Below are 16,377 nucleotides of genomic sequence, written 5' to 3' on the forward strand. Positions count from 1 at the left end.
GAGTGAAACCAGAACGTTCCGTTCCGCACTCTTCAGAAGGAGACCATCATGACCTTCCTCGTCACCGGCGCCACCGGCACCGTCGGCCGCAACGTCATCGCCGAGCTGCTTGAGGCCGGCCACCAGGTGCGGGCGCTGACCAGGAACCCCGAGAAGGCCGCCCTGCCCGAGGGCGTCGAGGTGGTCGCCGGCGACCTCGCGCGGATCGAGACCCTGGACGCCGCCTTCGACGGCGTCACCGCCGTTCACCTGATCAACTTCGCCGGCGACAACTACGAGCCGCTGGAGAACGGCGACCAGATCGTCAAGCTGGCCGAGAAGCACGGCGTACGGCGGGCCACCGTCCTCGGCGGTCGCGCCGACGGCCCCCTTGAGCAGGCGCTGACCGGAAGCGAGCTGGAGTGGACGCTGCTCAGCCCGGTCGAGTTCATGTCGAACACCAAGCAGTGGTGGGCCGAGACGGTCCGCGCCGGCGAGGTCATCAAGGAGCCGTTCGGCGGCCGGCTCAGCGCGCTGGTCCACGAGCGCGACATCGCCGCGGTGGCGGCCAAGGTGCTCGTGGACGGCGGCTACGACGGCCAGGAGCTCGTGCTGACCGGCCCCGAGGCGATCACCACCGAGGAGAAGGCCAGGCAGCTCGGCGCGGCCATCGGCAAGGAGGTCACCTTCGAGGAGCTGACCGAGGCCGGCGCCCGCGAGATGTGGGCCGCCAAGGGCATGGGATCCGAGCTGATCGAGTTCCTGGTCAACGCCCTCGGCAACACCCCCGAGATCGGCTACACCGTGGTCGACACCGTCGAGCGGGTCACCGGCCGGCCGGCGCGCACGTTCGCGCAGTGGGCGCGGGAGAACGCGGCCGACTTCTGAGCCCTACGGGGGCTCTCCGCGCAGAGCCCCCGCTCACCTACTTCCAGCGCTTCACCTCGGAGTCTTCCGGCCGGTCCAGCAACGGCGCCTTCGCGCCGCGCAGGTGCCTGTCCAGGAAGGCTCCCACGTATGTCCGGGTCAGCTTGAGCCCGCGCGGGCCGCCGATCTCCGAGCCGGGCAGGCCGATCTGCGGCTGCAGGACGCCGTAGTCGCTGAAACTCGCGTGTACGCTGCCGTCGACCGTCAGCCAGCGCTTCCAGCCCTTCATGTTCGCGAACGCCTGGCCCCAGGTCTCGTCCCTTCCCGTGGGCTCGTGCGAAACCGGGTTGCCGAACAGCAGGAACGGCCGCGTCAGCCGTCCCGGCACCGGCTTGAACGTGCCGTCCAGGTTGACGCCCGCCTTGATCCGCCGGTCGGCGAGCATCGCGTGCGCGGTGCTGTTGCCTCCGGCCGACATGCCGACCATGGCGACCTCGCCGACCCGCCACCGCTTCTTCACCTCGTCCAGCACGAACCGGACGTCCTTCACCCGGCCCGCCGCCACCTTCGCCAGGTCCTGTCCCTTGACGCAGGCCAGGCAGGTCGTGGTCCGGCCGTCGGGGAAGGTGGCGACGGCCTCGTAGGTGTGCTCGACGGCGGCGACGAGATAGCCGCGGCTGGCGAGGTCCTCGGCCAGGGTGGTCATCGTCGCCCTCGGCCAGCTGAAGCCCGGCGACATCAGCACCAGCGGCAGCCGCCCCTTGCGTGGCACGGCGTCGGTGGTGGCGTGTGTCCTGGTCCGCGAGAGGATCTCCGGCGGGACGTCGGGGAAGGGCTCCAGGATCAGCTCCGACTCCCGCGGGGTGAGGTAGCGCACCGGCTTCCCGCCCGCCTTCTTCGCCGGATACCAGACCGAGACCAGCAGCTCGCGTGCCGTGGCCGCCGGGTTCCACGGGTCGGGCCTGGAGGAGTCCACGAGGTGCAGCGTCGACATGCCCACCGGGTCCTTGCCGGTCGGCGCCGGCAGGCGCGGATCGTGGGCCGCCTGGACGGCGCCGGTCGTGGTCACGAGCGTCAGCGCGGCGGCGCCGACGATGGTCAGTGTGCGGTTCATGGGCCCAGAATCGCCGTGGCCCACCCGATCGCGCCCGATGCGAACGTCGATCGGGACCCGCTACTTTCGTCGTCATACGTGCAGGTCAGCCGGCCGTACTCTCGAAGGCATGCTCCGTGTCCTCCTCGGCGTCGCGACGTTCGCGCTCTCGCTCGGCCCCGCCACCGGCCAGCTCGGCGTGGCCTCCGGGCTGCCGCTGCCGGTCCTGCTGGCGATCGCCGGCGTCGCGGCCGTCGCCGCCTGGCACGCCCCGCGCGCGTGGTGGCCGCTGGCCGTCGTGGGCGCGGCGGCGTACGCGGGGCTGGGGATCTGGCCGCCGATCATGCTGGCCTCCTACTACGCGGGCACGACGCTTCGGCGCGGCCGTGACGTCGCCGCCTACCTGGGCGCGGGCGCGCTGGTCGTGGCGCTGTCGGTCGCGGTGGGCCGGGCCGTCGGCGGCGCGCGCGAGCTGGTGCTGGCCACGCCGGTCAACGCGGTCTTCATGGCCGTGCTCACGATCGTCGTGCCGCTGCTGGCCGGGCTGTGGATCAGGGCGCGGGCCGAGGTGCTCGCCGCCGCCCGCGAGCGCGCGGAACGCCTGGAGCAGGAGCAGGTCATCCGCGCCGAGCAGGCCCGCGCGCACGAGCGCGCGCGCATCGCCCGCGAGATGCACGACGTCGTCGCGCACCGCGTCTCGCTGATGGTCCTGCACGCCGGCGCCCTGGAGATGCGCGCCCCCGACGACGGTACGGCCCAGGCCGCGGCGCTGATCGGCGGCATCGGCAGGGAGGCGCTGGCCAACCTGCGCGACGTGCTCGGCGTCCTGCGGCACGACACCTCACGCGACCCCCAGCCCACGCTCGCCGACCTGGACCGGCTGCTGGAGCAGTCCAGGGAACTGGGCATCGAGGTGACGCGCAGCGACGAGGGCGAAGCGCGTCCCCTGCGCGACGCGGTGGAGCGGACGGCGTACCGGGTCGTGCAGGAGGCCCTCACCAACGTGCACAAGCACGGCGGCGGCGCACCGACCGCCGTGACGCTCCGCTTCCAGGGCGACGACCTGGAGATCGAGGTGCGCAACGCCCCCTCGGCCGCGCCCGGCCCCGAGCTGGGACCGTCGGGCTGGGGGCTGGTCGGGCTGCGCGAGCGGGTGGAACTGGTCGGCGGCACGCTCGCGGCCGGCGCCGCCCCCGACGGCGGCTTCCGGGTACGCGCCAGGATCCCCGCATGATCCGCGTCCTGGTCGTCGACGACGAGGAACTGGTCAGGTCCGGCCTGCGGATGATCCTGGAGGCGGCGGGCGGCATCTCGGTGGTCGGCGAGGCCCGCGACGGCGACGAGGCCGTGACGGCCGCGGCGCGGCTGCGTCCGGAGGTGGTGCTCATGGACGTCCGGATGCCCGGCGCCGACGGCCTGACCGCCGCCGCCCGCATCCTGGCCGGGGCCGAGCCGCCGAAGGTGGTCATGCTCACGACGTTCGACCTGGACGCGTACGTGCACGAGGCGCTCCGGCTGGGCGCGGTCGGCTTCCTGCTGAAGGACACGCCGCCGCGCGAGCTGGCCGGCGCCGTCCGCACCGTGGCGGCGGGACAGGCGATGCTGTCGCCCGCGGTGACCAAGCGGCTGATCTCCGCCTTCGTCGACCGCGCGCCGTCACGGGCGGAGCAGGCGCGCAAGCGGCTGGCCCTGCTCACCGGGCGGGAGGAGGACGTCATCCGCTGCCTCGCCCGCGGCCTGTCCAACGCCGAGATCGGCCGCGACCTCCACCTGACGGAGGCCACGGTCAAGGCCCACGTCAGCCGGCTGCTGGCCAAGCTCGGCCTGGCCAACCGCGTCCAGGCCGCGATCCTGGTCCACGACGCCGACCTGGGCTGATCAGGTGGTCAGCGCCGCGTAGTGGCAGGCCGCCTGGGCCGCGGGCACGGCGGGCAGCACCTGCAGCGGTTCGGTCCTGCACTTGGCGGCGACCCCCGCCTCCTCCGCCTTCCCCGAGGCCAGCACCTGGCAGCGCGCGTGGAAGCGGCAGCCGCCGGGGATGCGGGTCGGGTCCGGGGGCTCGCCGGTCAGGATGACGCGTTCCGGCGACTCGGGCAGCACCGACATCAGCGCCTGCGTGTACGGGTGCCTGGGCGCGGTCAGGACCTCCTCGACCGGGCCGGACTCCACGATGCGGCCCAGGTACATGACCGCCACCCGGTCGGCGATGTTCCATGCCAGGCCGAGGTCGTGGGTCACGACCAGGGCCGACAGGCCGAGGTCCGCGCGGAGCCTGAGCATGAGGGCGAGGATCTCGCCGCGTACCGAGGCGTCGAGCGAGGCCACCGGCTCGTCGGCCACCAGTACGCGCGGGTTGAGCGCGAGCGCCCCCGCGATGACGACGCGCTGGCGCTGGCCGCCGGACAGCTCGTGCGGGTAGCGCAGGAAGAAGCGCTCCGGCGGCCGGAGCCCGGCCCGTGACAACGCCTCGGCGACGACCTTCTCCTCGTCGGGCAGGCCGTGGATGCGCGGGCCCTCGGCCACCGCCTCGTACACGGTGTGGCGTGGGTTGAGCGAGCCGGTCGGGTCCTGGAGGACGAGCTGCACCTCGCGCCGGTATGCCTTCAGCGCCCGGGAGTCGTAGGCCAGGTTGGCGCCGCCGTACCGGACGGTGCCCGAGGTCGGGCGCTCCAGACCGAGCAGCGTGCGGGCGAGCGTGGTCTTGCCGCAGCCCGACTCGCCGACGAGCGCGACGATCTCGCCCGCGCCGACCGCGAGGTTGACGCCGTCGACGGCGCGGGCGCGGCGCCCGCGCGAAGCGAACTCCACGTGCAGGTCCCGCGCCTCCAGCAGCGTGGTGCGGGTGGCGTCCGCCCGTTCCACGGGCGTCTCGGTCTCGGTCATGACGCCTCCTTCACGTGCACGCAGGCAGCGGAACGGCCGGCGCCGGCCGACCAGAGCTCGACGTCCAGGGTCGGGCAGGCCTCGAGCGCGACCGGGCACCGGGGATGGAACGAGCAGCCGCCCGGCAGCTCCATCGGGTCGGGCGGATCGCCGCCCAGGCCCTTCGGCGCCATCCGGGAGACCGGGTCGCCGACGGTCGGGAAGGCAGCGGCCAGCGCCTTGCTGTAGGGGTGCCTGGCGTCGTGGAAGACCTCGTGGGCGGGGCCGTTCTCGACGATGCGGCCGGCGTACATGACGGCGAGCTGCCCGCACACGTCCGCCAGAACCGACAAATCGTGAGAAATCATGATCAGGGAGATGCCCTCGGAGGCCACCAGATCCTTGATCAGCGTCAGCACCTGGGCCTGTACCATCACGTCGAGCGCGGTCGTCGGCTCGTCGGCGATGATCAGCCGGGGCTCGCAGGCCAGCGCCATCGCGATCATCACGCGCTGCCGCTGGCCGCCGGACAGCTCGTGCGGGTAGCTGCGCGCCCGCCAGGACGGCAGGCCCACCTGGTCGAGCAGCTCGGCGACCCTCTTGCGCGCGCCCTCCGGCTTGGCCAGGCCGTGGACCAGCAGCGGCTCGGCGATCTGGTCACCGATGCGGCGTACCGGATTGAGGCCGTGCTGCGCGCCCTGGAAGACGATCGACGCCTCCGCCCAGCGCACCGCCCGCAGGCGGCCCCACTTCATGGTCAGCACGTCCTCGCCGTCGAGCAGGATCCTGCCGGTGACGCGGGCGTCGGCGGGCAGCAGCCGCAGCAGCGACATGGCCAGCGTCGACTTGCCGGAACCCGACTCGCCCGCGACGCCCAGCGCCGCGCCCGCCGCCAGCTTCAGCGAGACCCCGCGCACCGCCGGAACCTCGCCCGCGGCGATCCGGTAGGTGACGGAGACGTCGTCCAGTTCGAGCAGGCTCATCGCAACCTCGGGTTCAGCACGGCTTCCAGGGCCCGGCCGACCAGCGTGAACGCCATCACGACGGCGACGATGCACAGGCCGGGGATGACGATGTACCACCAGGCGCCGTTGGAGGCGGCGTTCCAGTCGTAGGAGCCGCGCAGCATGGTCCCCCACGACGTCTTGTTGGAGCTCACGCCGAGGAAGGCCAGCGTGGACTCGGTGACGATCGCGCTGGCCACCTCCAGCGTGGTGCTGGCCAGCAGCAGCGGCGCCACGTTCGGCAGCACGTGCCTGGTCATGACGTGCCAGTGCCCGGCCCCGAGCGCCTTCGAGCGCTCGATGTACGGCCGCGCCTCCACGGCCAGCGTCTGCGCCCTGATCAGCCGCGCAGTGGACGGCCACGCGGTGACCCCGATCGCCACGATGATCGTGGCCATGCTGCCGCCCAGGATGGCGGCCAGGACCAGCGCGGTGACCAGCGACGGCAGCACCAGGAACCAGTCGGTGACCCGCATGAGCCCGGCGCCGATCCAGCCACGGAAGTGCCCGGCGGCGATCCCGACCACGGTGCCGATCACCATGGCGAGCACGGCGGCCAGGAACCCGATGAGCAGCGAGGTCCGCGAGCCCCACCAGATCAGCTCCAGGATGGAGCGTCCCGACTCGTCGCGGCCCAGGGCGCTGTCGGTGCCGGGCGCGCCCCACCTCTGCCCGGTGCCCGAGACCACGCTGGTCACGCTGTCGTCGATGAACAGCGGCGCGATCAGCGCCATCACCACCGCGACCACCAGGATGGCCAGCCCCGCCAGACCCGCCGGCTGGGTGCGGAACGTGCGCCAGAACCGGCCGAAGGCCATCTTCCTGCGCGTCCACGCGACCGTGGTCATGCCGACCTCACCCTCGGGTCGAGGACGTGGTAGACCACGTCGGCCAGCGTGTTCATCAGGATCACCGAGACGCACAGCAGCATGAACGTGCCCTGCATCAGCGTGAAGTCCGGCACCTTGATCGCCCGGTAGAACAGTTGCCCGAGCCCCGGCCAGGTGAAGATGGCCTCCACCGTGACCGCGCCGCCCACGACGAAGCCGATGCGCATGAAGACGAGCGTCACGGTCGGCAGCAGGGCGTTGGGGACGGCGTGGCGGCGCCGTACCTGGTCGTCGCGCAGGCCCTTGGCCCGTGCGGTGGTGATGTAGTCCTGACCGACCTCGTCCAGCAGCGACGAGCGCATGACCAGCAGGTACTGGGCGTAGACGACCCCGACCATGGTCAGCACGGGCAGCACCATGTGCATGCCGACGTCCACGACGTAGGCGAAGCCCTCGGGCGCGTCCACGCTCTCGATGCCGCGGGTGGGGAAGATGCCGGGGATCGGGCCGATTCCGTTGCCGAGCGCCATGAGCAGCAGCAGCCCGAGCCAGAACGTCGGCACCGACCAGAACACCAGCGACGTGCTGGTGGAGAAGCGGTCGAAGCGGCTGCCGCGCCGCCAGCCCGCCTTGGTGCCCTGCCAGACGCCGAGCCCGACCGCGACCACCAGGGCGGTGCCGGCCAGCAGGATCGTCGCCGGCAGGCGCTCCAGGATCAGGTCGAGGACCGGGCGCTTGTACTCGTAGGAGGTGCCCAGGTCCAGCCGGAGCGTGCCGGTCAGGAAGTCGAGGAACTGGTCGAACAGCGGCTGGTCGAGCCCGAGCCTGCGGCGTTCGAGGTCGAGCTGGGCCGGAGTCATGTTCCTGCCCTGGGCCAGCGCCCGCACCGGGTCGCCGGGCAGCATCCTGAACAGGAAGAACGTGCCGATGATCACCATGCCGATGCTGAGCAGAGCCCCGCCCGCCTTGACCGCCGCGTACCGCAGCGTGCCCCGGTAGGCGGGGCGCTCGTCACCGGGGCCCGCCGCCTGCTCGGCGGCGGGCTCGATGGCTTCGAGCGGAGCTGTCATTCGCGCTCGTCCGCGACGCCCTTGCGACGCCTGGCCAGGAAGAGTCCGGCGCCGCCGACCACGACGACCGCGGCGACGATGCCGATGATCAGGCCGGTGTTGGAGCCGCCGGCGCCCGAGCCGGAGGATCCGGCCGCGGTGGCCTTGGCGTCCAGCGTGTAGAAGGGCCAGTAGCTGCTGCCGCCGTAGATGATGCCGTCACCCTCGGGAATCGAGGTCACGCTGGTGATCGTGTTCTTGCGGTAGCCCTCAAGGTCGTTCGGGTAGTAGATCGCGATCACCGGGGCGTCGGTGTAGAGCTTCTTCTGCATCTGCTTGATGATCTCGGCGCGCTTGGGGCGGTCGAGCTCCTTGAGCTGATCCTGGTAGAGCTTCTCGAACTCCGGGTTGCAGTAGAAGGACTCGGTGCCGCCGCCCTCGCCCGCCGCGTTCGGCCGCCGGCTGCACAGGTGCGTCGCCAGGACCTCCTCGGGGTCGGGGTTGACCGACCAGCCGCTGATCGCGATGTCGAACAGGCCGGTGACGCCGGTCTCCTCGGTGAACTTGCTGGAGTCCAGCCGGTTCGTCGTCAGCGTGATGCCGATCTCCTTGAAGAAGCCGGTCAGGTACTCGGCCAGCTTGTCCTCGACGGGCGTGTCGGTGTGGATGCTGAAGCGGAACTCCAGCTTCTTCTTGCCGTCGGGCATCGTGCGGACGCCGTCGGCGCCCTTCTTGTATCCGGCGTCGTCCAGGATCTTGTTCGCGAGGGCGACGTCGTAGGCGACCTTCTCCTCGCCGGTGGCCTCCCAGAAGAAGTCCGTGTACATCGGCGGCACGATCGAGCCGTCGGCCGGCTTGGCCAGGCCGTTCTGGACCTCGGCGACGAGCTTGGCCTTGTCGATCGCGTGGTGGAGCGCGGTGCGCACCTTCGGGTCCTTCAGCGCCGGGTGGCCGTCGCCGACGGGCTTGTCGTCGGTGGTGGTGGCGCCGTGGTTGATCTGCAGGTACGCCGAACGCCTGCCCTGCTTGTTCCACTGCTCGATGTTCGCGTCACCGGCGAGCGCCTGGAAGTCGGAGGGAGCGAGGCGGCCGATGAGGTCGATGTCGCCCTTCTTCAGCCCGACGATCGCGGCGGCCGGGTTGTCATAGAAGATGACCTGCAGCTCGTCGATCTTGGGCTTGCCGCGCCAGTAGTCGGGGTTGGCCTTGAGCTTGACGTACTGGTCCTTCTTGTGTTCCGTCGCGATGTACGGCCCGCTGCTGACGGCCGGATACTGGTCGGCCTCGAACTTGGCGATGTCCGTGACGCCCTCCCACACATGCTTCGGCATGATCGGGATGGGGTTCTCCAGCATGGACGCCTGCGGCGCCTTCAGCTTGATGGTGAGGTCCTGGCCCGAGGCGGTGACACTCTCGAAGTTCTCGACGGCCGGGCCGTTGGCGGTCTTGGCCGCCTCGTCCGTCATGATCTTGTTGAACGTCCAGGCGGCGTCCTCGGCGGTGATCGGCTTGCCGTCCGACCACTTCGCCTGCCGGATCTTGAACGTCCAGGTGAGGCCGTCGGCCGAGGACTCCCACGATTCGGCCAGGTCGGCGCTGGGCTTCAGCGTCTTGGAGTCGGGAACCGTGAGATAGCCGAACATCCAGCGATGAACCGAGGTGGAGATCAGCCGGACCGCGAGAAACGGGTTCATCGAGTCGACGGCCTGGGTCGCGCCCACGCGGACGATCTTCTTCCCCGCCGCCGGATCCTGAGCGAAGGCCACCTGGCCCTGACCTGCTATGACAAGCGCCACGCTCAACGCCGACAGGCGCGCGAGCCATTTCTTCATGTGTGCCTCACCTTCAGGCGGGGGGTTCCCTGTGTAGAGAAAGGCACACCATCCCGTACTCGCGTGTCAACGAGTGGCGGAAAATTGTTTCATTCTCGTTTCCTGGAGCGGTGTTAATTTTCAAAGACCTGCCCCTGGTCGACCTTGAGATGGCGATCCACCTGCACGGCCTCCAGCATTCGCCGGTCGTGCGTCACCAGCAGCAGGGTTCCCGGGTAGCTCGCCAGCGCCGACTCGAGCTGCTCGATCGCCGGAAGGTCGAGGTGGTTCGTGGGCTCGTCGAGCACCAGCAGATTGACGCCCCTGGCCTGCAGCAGCGCCAGCGCCGCCCGGGTGCGCTCGCCGGGCGAGAGCGTGGCCGCCGCGCGCGGCACGTGGGCGGCCCGCAGCCCGAACTTCGCCAGCAGCGTCCGCGCCTCCCCCGGAGCCAGGCGCGCCTCGCGGGTGAAGGCGTCGATCAGCGCCTCCTGCCCCACGAACAGCCCCCTGGCCTGGTCCACCTCGCCGACCACGACGCCGGGGCCCAGCGCCGCGTGGCCCTCGTCCAGCGGGATGCGGCCGAGCAGCGCGCCGAGCAGCGTGGTCTTGCCCGAGCCGTTGGCCCCGGTGATCGCCACCCGCTCCGCCCAGCCGATCTCCAGGTCGACCGGGCCCAGGGTGAAGCCGCCCCGGCGGACTACGGCCTGCCGTACCGTGGCCACGACCGCGCCCGCGCGGGGCGCGACGGCGATCTCCATCCGCAGCTCCCACTCCTTGCGCGGCTCCTCCACGACGTCCAGGCGCTCGATCATCTTCTCGGTCTGCTTGGCCTTCGCCGCCTGCTTCTCGGTGGTCTCGATGCGGGCGTTGCGTCCGATCTTGTCGTTGTCGGGCATCTTGCGGCGGGCGTTCTTGACGCCCTTCTCCATCCACGCCCGCTGGGTGCGGGCGCGCGCCTCCAGCCCGGCGCGGGTCTCGGCATACTCCTCGTACTGCTCGCGCGCGTGCCTGCGGGCCACCTCGCGCTCGTCCAGGTACGCCTGGTAGCCGCCCCCATACAGGTTGACCTGCTGCTGGGCCAGGTCCAGCTCCAGCACCTTCGTCACGGTCCTGGCCAGGAACTCGCGATCGTGCGAGACCACCACGGTGCCCGCCCGCAGCCCCCGCACGAACGTCTCCAGCCGGTCGAGCCCGTCGAGGTCGAGGTCGTTGGTCGGCTCGTCGAGCAGGAACAGGTCATACCGGCTGAGCAGCAACGAGGCCAGCCCCGCCCGCGCCGCCTGCCCGCCCGACAGCGTGGTCATCGGCTGGTCCAGGTCGACCTTGAGCCCCAGCTCGGCGGCGACCTCCTCGGCCCGCTCGTCCAGGTCCGCGCCGCCCAGCGACAACCAGCGCTCCAGCGCGACGCTGTAGGCGTCGTCGGCGCCCTCGGCCTGCTCGACGATGGCCTGCGTGGCCGCGTCGAGATCCTGCTGCGCCTTGGTCACGCCGGTGCGCCTGGCCAGGAACGCCCTGACCGTCTCACCCGGCCGCCGCTCCGGCTCCTGCGGCAGGTGTCCGACGACGGCCGTGGCCGGGCTCAGCCGGATCTCGCCCTCCTCCGGCGCGTCGATCCCCGCCAGCATCCGCAGCAACGTCGACTTGCCCGCGCCGTTCGCGCCGACCAGCCCGATCACGTCACCGGGTCCCGCCACCAGGTCGAGCCCGGAGAACAGCATCCGCTCCCCGTGCCCCGCCGCCAGGCCCTTCACCACCATCGTCGCACTCACGTGCATTGATGCTAGCCACCCTGAGCCGCGCCGAGCTCGTCTAGGGTCATGGGGATGTCCCGTCTGCCCGTAGCCGTCGCCGCCGCCGTCACCGTGGCCGCGGGACTGGGCGTGCGCGCGCTCTTCTCCGGCCCCTTCGCCAAGTACTCGGGCGACGCCCTCTACACCGTCCTGATCTACCTGCTGATCGTCCTCATCCGCCCGAACGTGCGGCCGTGGGTGGCGGCGCCGCTGTCCTGCGGGCTGAGCTGGGCGATCGAGTTCGCGCAGCTCGCCGGGATCCCGGCCGTCCTGCGCCCGCTGCTCGGCAGCACCTTCAACCCACCCGACCTCTTCTGGTACGCCGCTGGCGCCGCGCTGGCCGGAACCGTCCACACCCTGATAGCCCGCCGATGAGCACCTTCCCCCTCATCCGCCGCCAGGCCCTTTCAAGTGGCTGGTGTTCCCGCTGGGATAGGCGGTGCCGGTGTTGGTTGTAGCCCCCGGCCTGCGGGTGGAAATGGCCCGCATGAAAGAGATCAACATTTCCGACTCTGTCCTGGCAGGGCTGGGATTCTGGGTGGTGTTCCTCTTGGCGGGATACGCGCTGATCGCCCTCGCGCATATCTCCCCATCCACCGGAAAGGTGGCCCAAAAAGGGAGAAACCATCATGCAGGGAAAGACGATCGCATTCCTGGCAGCCCCTGAGGGCGTGGAGCAGATCGAACTGCTCGACCCCTGGAAGGCCGTCAAGCAGGCCGGAGGCACCCCGCGCCTGATCTCCACCGACTCCGGCTCCATCCAGGGCTTCAACCACCTCGACAAGGGCGACGCCTTCGCCGTCGACGCCACCGTGGACGAGGTGAGCGCCGCCGACTTCGACGCCCTCGTCCTGCCCGGCGGCGTGGCCAACCCCGACCTCCTGCGCACGAACCCGCAGGCCGTACAGTTCGTCCGCGACTTCTTCGACAGCGGCAAGCCGGTCGCGGCCATCTGCCACGCGCCCTGGACCCTCATCGAGGCCGACGTCGTCCGCGACCGCACCCTCACCTCCTGGCCGAGCCTCCAGACCGACCTGCGCAACGCGGGGGCGACGTGGGTGGACAAGGAGGTCGTGGTGGACACCAAGGGACCCGGCACCCTGGTCACCAGCCGCAAGCCCGACGACCTGAAGGCGTTCTGCGACGCGATGGTGGAAGCGGTCACCTGATCCGCCCCACCAGACCCATCGGCCAGCGCAGCCCAGAGCGTTCCCGCCGCAGCCATCCCAAGCCGGCGAGCGCCTGGGCCAGGGGGTCTCGCCCGACCCGGGCGGGCCGTTCACGAGGGCGACGAGCATCCCCGGACGCTAGCCGCGTATGCAAAGATGTCCACGCATGGCGGACTTGTACGAGCTGCTGGTGACAGCCGATCTCCCCGACGACCTCTCGGAAGCCGAGGTGGCCGAGCTGAGCTGGCACCTGGGGCTGGGCCCGGAGCCCGAGCGGTTCACCATCGTGACCGACTTCCCCGCCGAGTTCGTCGAGGACGGCGGCGAAGGCTCATGGAGCCCGGTCCCGCTCCCGGCACTGGCCCAGCGCGGACCCGCCGCAAGAATCCGCGGCGTGCTCTTCTCAGGTCTGGAACGCCGCGCCAACGAGGAACGCCGCCCCGGCCCTGACCTCACGCCAGGAGATCCACGCCGACGACTTCCAGGCGGCGACCCAGCTAATCCGCTGGCTGGAGGAGAGGGTGCGGGACGCCGCGTTCAACCTCTCCGTCCACATGCGCTTCTACGAGGACAACACCCTCGAACCCGCCCACCTCGTCAACGGCGAACTCGTCCCCCGGCCTACCAACTGACCGGTAGCTCACACCCGCCCAGATACCCCACCCGCAAAGCCACCCCCAACCCCAGACCTACCAAGTGACCGGTAGCTCACGCAGGCCATACACCAGCTAGCCACCCCCGTAGAGCCACGCACCGCCCCGGGCCTACCAAGTGGCCGGTAGCTCGTCCAGGCTCTGCGCCGGTAGCCGCCTTTGGAAGGCGACTCGCTACCTGGGCCTGCTAGAGACTGTCCCGTGATCATGCGGCGGGGTCCAGGAGTCAGATCATGGGCGTTTCAGGCGGTCGTCAGCCACAGGGCACCCCGTTCAGCCACAGGGCACCCCGTTCGCCCCAGATAGGCGGCGGGACCCGCGCTAAGGGCGGCGGGCCAGCAGGTGGGCGTCGAGGAAGCCGCGCTCGGAGGCTGGGTCGTGGAGTAGACGGGCGAACGTGGTGAGACCGGCGTCGGCCAGCGACTCTGCGAATCGGTCTACCGGCCAGCTGTACGCGGGTGCCACCTTGTGGTCGAAGCGGATCGGCTCCGGTCCGTCGGTCGCGAAGAACGAGACCAGGAGCAGCCCCCCTGATTCCAGGACACGCACCTGCTCGGCGAGCAGCGCGGGCAACTCCCCCGGCGGGGTATGGATCATCGAGTAGTGGGCCAGCACACCGCCGAGCGCGCCGTCCTCGATCGGAAGAGCCTCCATGCGCGCCTCGTCGAACCGCAGCGCCGGGTGAGCCCGCCGGGCGTACTCGACCATGCCCGGGGAGAGGTCGAGCCCGAAGGCGTCCAGCCCCAGGTTGTTCAGCATGGCCGTCAGATGCCCCGGCCCGCACCCGACATCGGCCGCCCGCGTGTTCCCTGCCGCTCGTACCAGCTCGGCGAAGGTGCCGATCATGTTCCGCGAGAACGGCTGGTCCTCCAACTGGTTGGCGAACAACGACGCGTACAGCTCGACAACCCCGTCGTAGGCCGCCCTGGTCTCATCCTGGTGCTCCGTCACGGGAGAAGAAGCTAACACCGCGCAGCACGTTCACCGCCTCCTCTGCGCCCGTCCCCAGAGCTGACTGCCCTTCACGGGACAAACCCTGAGTGATCGGTAGCTCGCACAGGCCGACTCAACCGCCCGGACCTACCAAGTGACCGGTAACCCGCAAGGCCGACTCAACCCCCCGGACCTACCAAGTGACCGGTAGCTCATGCGGGCCGTACGCCAGATAGCCGCCCTTGACGGGCAGCCGCCGGCCGGACCTACCTAGTGATCGGTAGCTCGCACAGGCCGACTCACCGCCCGGACCTACCTAGTGACCGGTAACCCGCAAGGGCCATTGCCGGATAAGCCGGCACGCCATGTGGGCGGCCTACCAGGTGATTGGTAGTTGGTGGAGGCCGTACGCGAGGTTGCCGTTCTTGTAGGGCAGTTCGGTTAGCGGCGCGGCGACTCGCAGGGTGGGGATGCGGCTGAAGAGGGTGGAGAGTGCGATCTCCAACTCGGCCCTGGCGAGGTGCTGGCCGAGGCACTGGTGTACGCCGTAGCCGAAGGCGACGTGGTGGCGGTTGCCGCGGTGCGGGTCCAGGTGTTCGGGGTCTCGGAAGACCGCGGGGTCCCAGTTGGCGGCGGCGAGCAGGGCGATGACGCCATCGCCCGCGCGGATCCGGGTGCCGCCGAGGTCGGTGTCCTCGGCCGCGATCCGGGTGGTGACGAAGTCGGCGATGCTGAGGTAGCGCAGCAGTTCCTCGACGACCGCGGGCGACAACTCCGGGTCCGCTCGCAGGGTGGCGAGTTGGTCGGGGTGTTCCAGGAGTGCCACGGTGCCGAGGGAGATCATGTTCGCGGTGGTCTCGTGGCCCGCGTTGAGGAGTATCAGGCACATCATGAGCAGGTCGTCGCGGCGGAGTTCGCCGGCGGGTTCCAGGTGTTCGGTGACGAGCTTGCTCACCAGGTCGTCGCCGGGTTCGCGTTGTTTGAGGGTGACCAGGGCGTCCATGTAGGCGCGCAGCTCTCCCAGCGCGACGGCGAACTCCCGCGCGGTGCTCTCCCCCGACACGCCGACGTTGCTGCGAGTCTGGAAGAACTCATGGTCCTCGTACGGCACGCCGAGCAACTGGCAGATCACCAGCGACGACACGGGCAGCGCGAACGCCTGGACCAGGTCCACCGGCGGGGTCATGGCGAGCAGGTCGTCGATCAGTCCGTTCACCGTGGCCTCGATGCCGGGCCGCATCGTCTTGATGCGCCTGACGGTGAACTCCTGGATGAGCATGCGCCGGTAGAAGCTGTGCTCCGGCGGGTCCATCCGGATGAACGGCGGCTTCCGCAGAAGCTGCGCCTGCCCCGGCAGCAGCGTGGGGAATCCGGGACGGGTGCCGTCGGCGCTGAAGACCGGGCTGCTCAGCACGGTCCGCACATCCTCATACCGGGTCACCAGCCAGGCGGTGCCGCCTGGCGGCAGCCGTACCCGGGAGATGGGCTCTTCCGCGCGCAGCCGTTCGTACTCGGGCGGCGGGGCGAACGGGCACTGCCTCAGGAGCGGAAAGTTCGCGCTGTCAGACATCAGCCTCTCCTCAATAAGCGGAGGAAATCCCTACGCTTTCCGGTGAGGGCTAAGCTAACACAATCGAAGGAGTTCCCTCCACTTATCCCGAGGCGACAGATTGACCGAGCACACCACCCGGCTGCGAGCCGACGCCCGCCGCAACCGCGAGCAGATCATCACCACGGCCCGCGAGGTCTTCCTTGAGCAGGGCATCCACGCGCCGCTGGAGGAGATCGCCCGCCGGGCAGGGATCGGCATCGCCACCCTCTACCGCCGCTTCCCCGACCGCCACACGCTCGTCCAGCAGGTGGCCCTGGCCAACCTGGCCCTGGTCGGCGAGGAACTCACCCGCGCCACCACCGCCCACCCCGACGCCTGGGGCGCCCTGACCCAGCTCATCCGCCGCCTGGTGGAGCTACGGCTCAGCATCATCATGCCGATGCTGCTCCCCGGCCTGGAGGAGGACGCCCGCGGCGAGGACGAGACGCTGCGCGCACAACGCGACCGCCTCTACGACCAGATGGAACACCTCACCCGCGCCGCCCAGCAGGCCGGACAACTCCGCCAGGGCGTCAACCCGATCGACATCTGGCTGGGCGTCATCAAACTGTCCCGCCCGCTCCCCGTGATCGGTTCCGACCTGAACGACCTGATCACCGAGCGGCAACTGCACCTGTTCCTCGGCGGCCTCCAAGCCACCACCCTCGACACCACCGATCCCCTACGCCGCCCGCTGACCCTCGACGAAATAGACCACCACCTCAGAACCACGGACTAGCCGGGCA

16 protein-coding genes are annotated in these 16,377 nt (G+C 70.4%); 7 read left to right on the top strand and 9 right to left on the bottom strand.

Features of this window, described 5'->3' with window-relative positions; translation table 11 throughout:
• The first annotated feature begins 48 nt into the window (after positions 1 to 48).
• A complete protein-coding gene (locus tag ACIBEJ_RS18570) occupies positions 49 to 867 on the top strand; it encodes an NAD(P)H-binding protein (RefSeq protein ID WP_397183954.1) in 819 nt (272 codons plus the stop codon).
• A 37-nt stretch (positions 868 to 904) separates the two neighbouring features.
• On the opposite strand, the gene ACIBEJ_RS18575 is transcribed toward ACIBEJ_RS18570, so the two are convergent.
• Positions 905 to 1,960 (bottom strand): alpha/beta hydrolase family protein, encoded by a 1,056-nt coding sequence (locus ACIBEJ_RS18575; protein WP_397183955.1) that lies wholly within the window; start codon positions 1,958 to 1,960, stop codon positions 905 to 907.
• A 109-nt stretch (positions 1,961 to 2,069) separates the two neighbouring features.
• Here ACIBEJ_RS18575 and ACIBEJ_RS18580 point away from each other — a divergent pair, with 109 nt between their 5' ends.
• Positions 2,070 to 3,173, top strand: a complete 1,104-nt coding sequence (locus ACIBEJ_RS18580; protein ID WP_397183956.1) for a sensor histidine kinase — start codon at positions 2,070 to 2,072, stop codon at positions 3,171 to 3,173.
• Complete coding sequence (locus ACIBEJ_RS18585; protein ID WP_397183957.1) at positions 3,170 to 3,817, top strand: response regulator; 648 nt, start codon at positions 3,170 to 3,172, stop codon at positions 3,815 to 3,817. The genes ACIBEJ_RS18580 and ACIBEJ_RS18585 overlap by 4 nt, the downstream gene beginning before the upstream one ends.
• On the opposite strand, the gene ACIBEJ_RS18590 is transcribed toward ACIBEJ_RS18585, so the two are convergent.
• From ACIBEJ_RS18590 to ACIBEJ_RS18615, 6 genes are all read right to left on the bottom strand, one after another.
• On the bottom strand, positions 3,818 to 4,822 hold the full coding sequence (locus tag ACIBEJ_RS18590) for an ABC transporter ATP-binding protein (protein ID WP_397183958.1): 1,005 nt from the start codon (positions 4,820 to 4,822) through the stop codon (positions 3,818 to 3,820).
• Positions 4,819 to 5,784 (bottom strand): ABC transporter ATP-binding protein, encoded by a 966-nt coding sequence (locus tag ACIBEJ_RS18595; protein WP_397183959.1) that lies wholly within the window; start codon positions 5,782 to 5,784, stop codon positions 4,819 to 4,821. The genes ACIBEJ_RS18590 and ACIBEJ_RS18595 overlap by 4 nt, the downstream gene beginning before the upstream one ends.
• Positions 5,781 to 6,653 carry an ABC transporter permease gene (locus ACIBEJ_RS18600; RefSeq protein ID WP_397183960.1) on the bottom strand — a complete coding sequence of 291 codons (873 nt, stop codon included), beginning with the start codon at positions 6,651 to 6,653 and terminating at the stop codon, positions 5,781 to 5,783. The genes ACIBEJ_RS18595 and ACIBEJ_RS18600 overlap by 4 nt, the downstream gene beginning before the upstream one ends.
• A complete protein-coding gene (locus tag ACIBEJ_RS18605; protein ID WP_397183961.1) occupies positions 6,650 to 7,705 on the bottom strand; it encodes an ABC transporter permease in 1,056 nt (351 codons plus the stop codon). Before ACIBEJ_RS18605 ends, ACIBEJ_RS18600 begins: the two co-directional genes overlap by 4 nt.
• Positions 7,702 to 9,516, bottom strand: coding sequence for an ABC transporter substrate-binding protein (locus tag ACIBEJ_RS18610; RefSeq protein ID WP_397183962.1), 1,815 nt, complete (start codon positions 9,514 to 9,516; stop codon positions 7,702 to 7,704). The genes ACIBEJ_RS18605 and ACIBEJ_RS18610 overlap by 4 nt, the downstream gene beginning before the upstream one ends.
• A 113-nt stretch (positions 9,517 to 9,629) precedes the next feature.
• On the bottom strand, positions 9,630 to 11,264 hold the full coding sequence (locus ACIBEJ_RS18615) for an ABC-F family ATP-binding cassette domain-containing protein (protein WP_397183963.1): 1,635 nt from the start codon (positions 11,262 to 11,264) through the stop codon (positions 9,630 to 9,632).
• 54 nt (positions 11,265 to 11,318) lie between these two features.
• Here ACIBEJ_RS18615 and ACIBEJ_RS18620 point away from each other — a divergent pair, with 54 nt between their 5' ends.
• From ACIBEJ_RS18620 to ACIBEJ_RS18630, 3 genes are all read left to right on the top strand, one after another.
• Positions 11,319 to 11,660, top strand: a complete 342-nt coding sequence (locus tag ACIBEJ_RS18620; RefSeq protein WP_397183964.1) for a DUF2809 domain-containing protein — start codon at positions 11,319 to 11,321, stop codon at positions 11,658 to 11,660.
• Between the two features lie 64 nt (positions 11,661 to 11,724).
• A complete protein-coding gene (locus tag ACIBEJ_RS18625) occupies positions 11,725 to 11,952 on the top strand; it encodes a hypothetical protein (protein ID WP_397183965.1) in 228 nt (75 codons plus the stop codon).
• The gene (locus ACIBEJ_RS18630) at positions 11,915 to 12,454 is read left to right on the top strand and encodes a type 1 glutamine amidotransferase domain-containing protein (RefSeq protein WP_397183966.1); all 540 of its coding nucleotides are present in this window, start codon (positions 11,915 to 11,917) and stop codon (positions 12,452 to 12,454) included. The genes ACIBEJ_RS18625 and ACIBEJ_RS18630 overlap by 38 nt, the downstream gene beginning before the upstream one ends.
• 974 nt (positions 12,455 to 13,428) lie before the next feature.
• Here the strand turns inward: ACIBEJ_RS18630 and ACIBEJ_RS18635 are convergent.
• Positions 13,429 to 14,058 carry a class I SAM-dependent methyltransferase gene (locus tag ACIBEJ_RS18635; RefSeq protein ID WP_397183967.1) on the bottom strand — a complete coding sequence of 210 codons (630 nt, stop codon included), beginning with the start codon at positions 14,056 to 14,058 and terminating at the stop codon, positions 13,429 to 13,431.
• Between the two features lie 358 nt (positions 14,059 to 14,416).
• Positions 14,417 to 15,610: a cytochrome P450 gene (locus ACIBEJ_RS18640; RefSeq protein WP_397183968.1), complete on the bottom strand. Its 1,194-nt coding sequence runs from the start codon at positions 15,608 to 15,610 to the stop codon at positions 14,417 to 14,419.
• A gap of 100 nt (positions 15,611 to 15,710) precedes the next feature.
• Here ACIBEJ_RS18640 and ACIBEJ_RS18645 point away from each other — a divergent pair, with 100 nt between their 5' ends.
• Positions 15,711 to 16,370, top strand: coding sequence for a TetR/AcrR family transcriptional regulator (locus ACIBEJ_RS18645; RefSeq protein ID WP_397183969.1), 660 nt, complete (start codon positions 15,711 to 15,713; stop codon positions 16,368 to 16,370).
• Positions 16,371 to 16,377: the final 7 nt, after the last annotated feature.

Source organism: Nonomuraea sp. NPDC050790 (genome assembly GCF_044456745.1).
In the GTDB taxonomy this organism is placed as follows: domain Bacteria; phylum Actinomycetota; class Actinomycetes; order Streptosporangiales; family Streptosporangiaceae; genus Nonomuraea.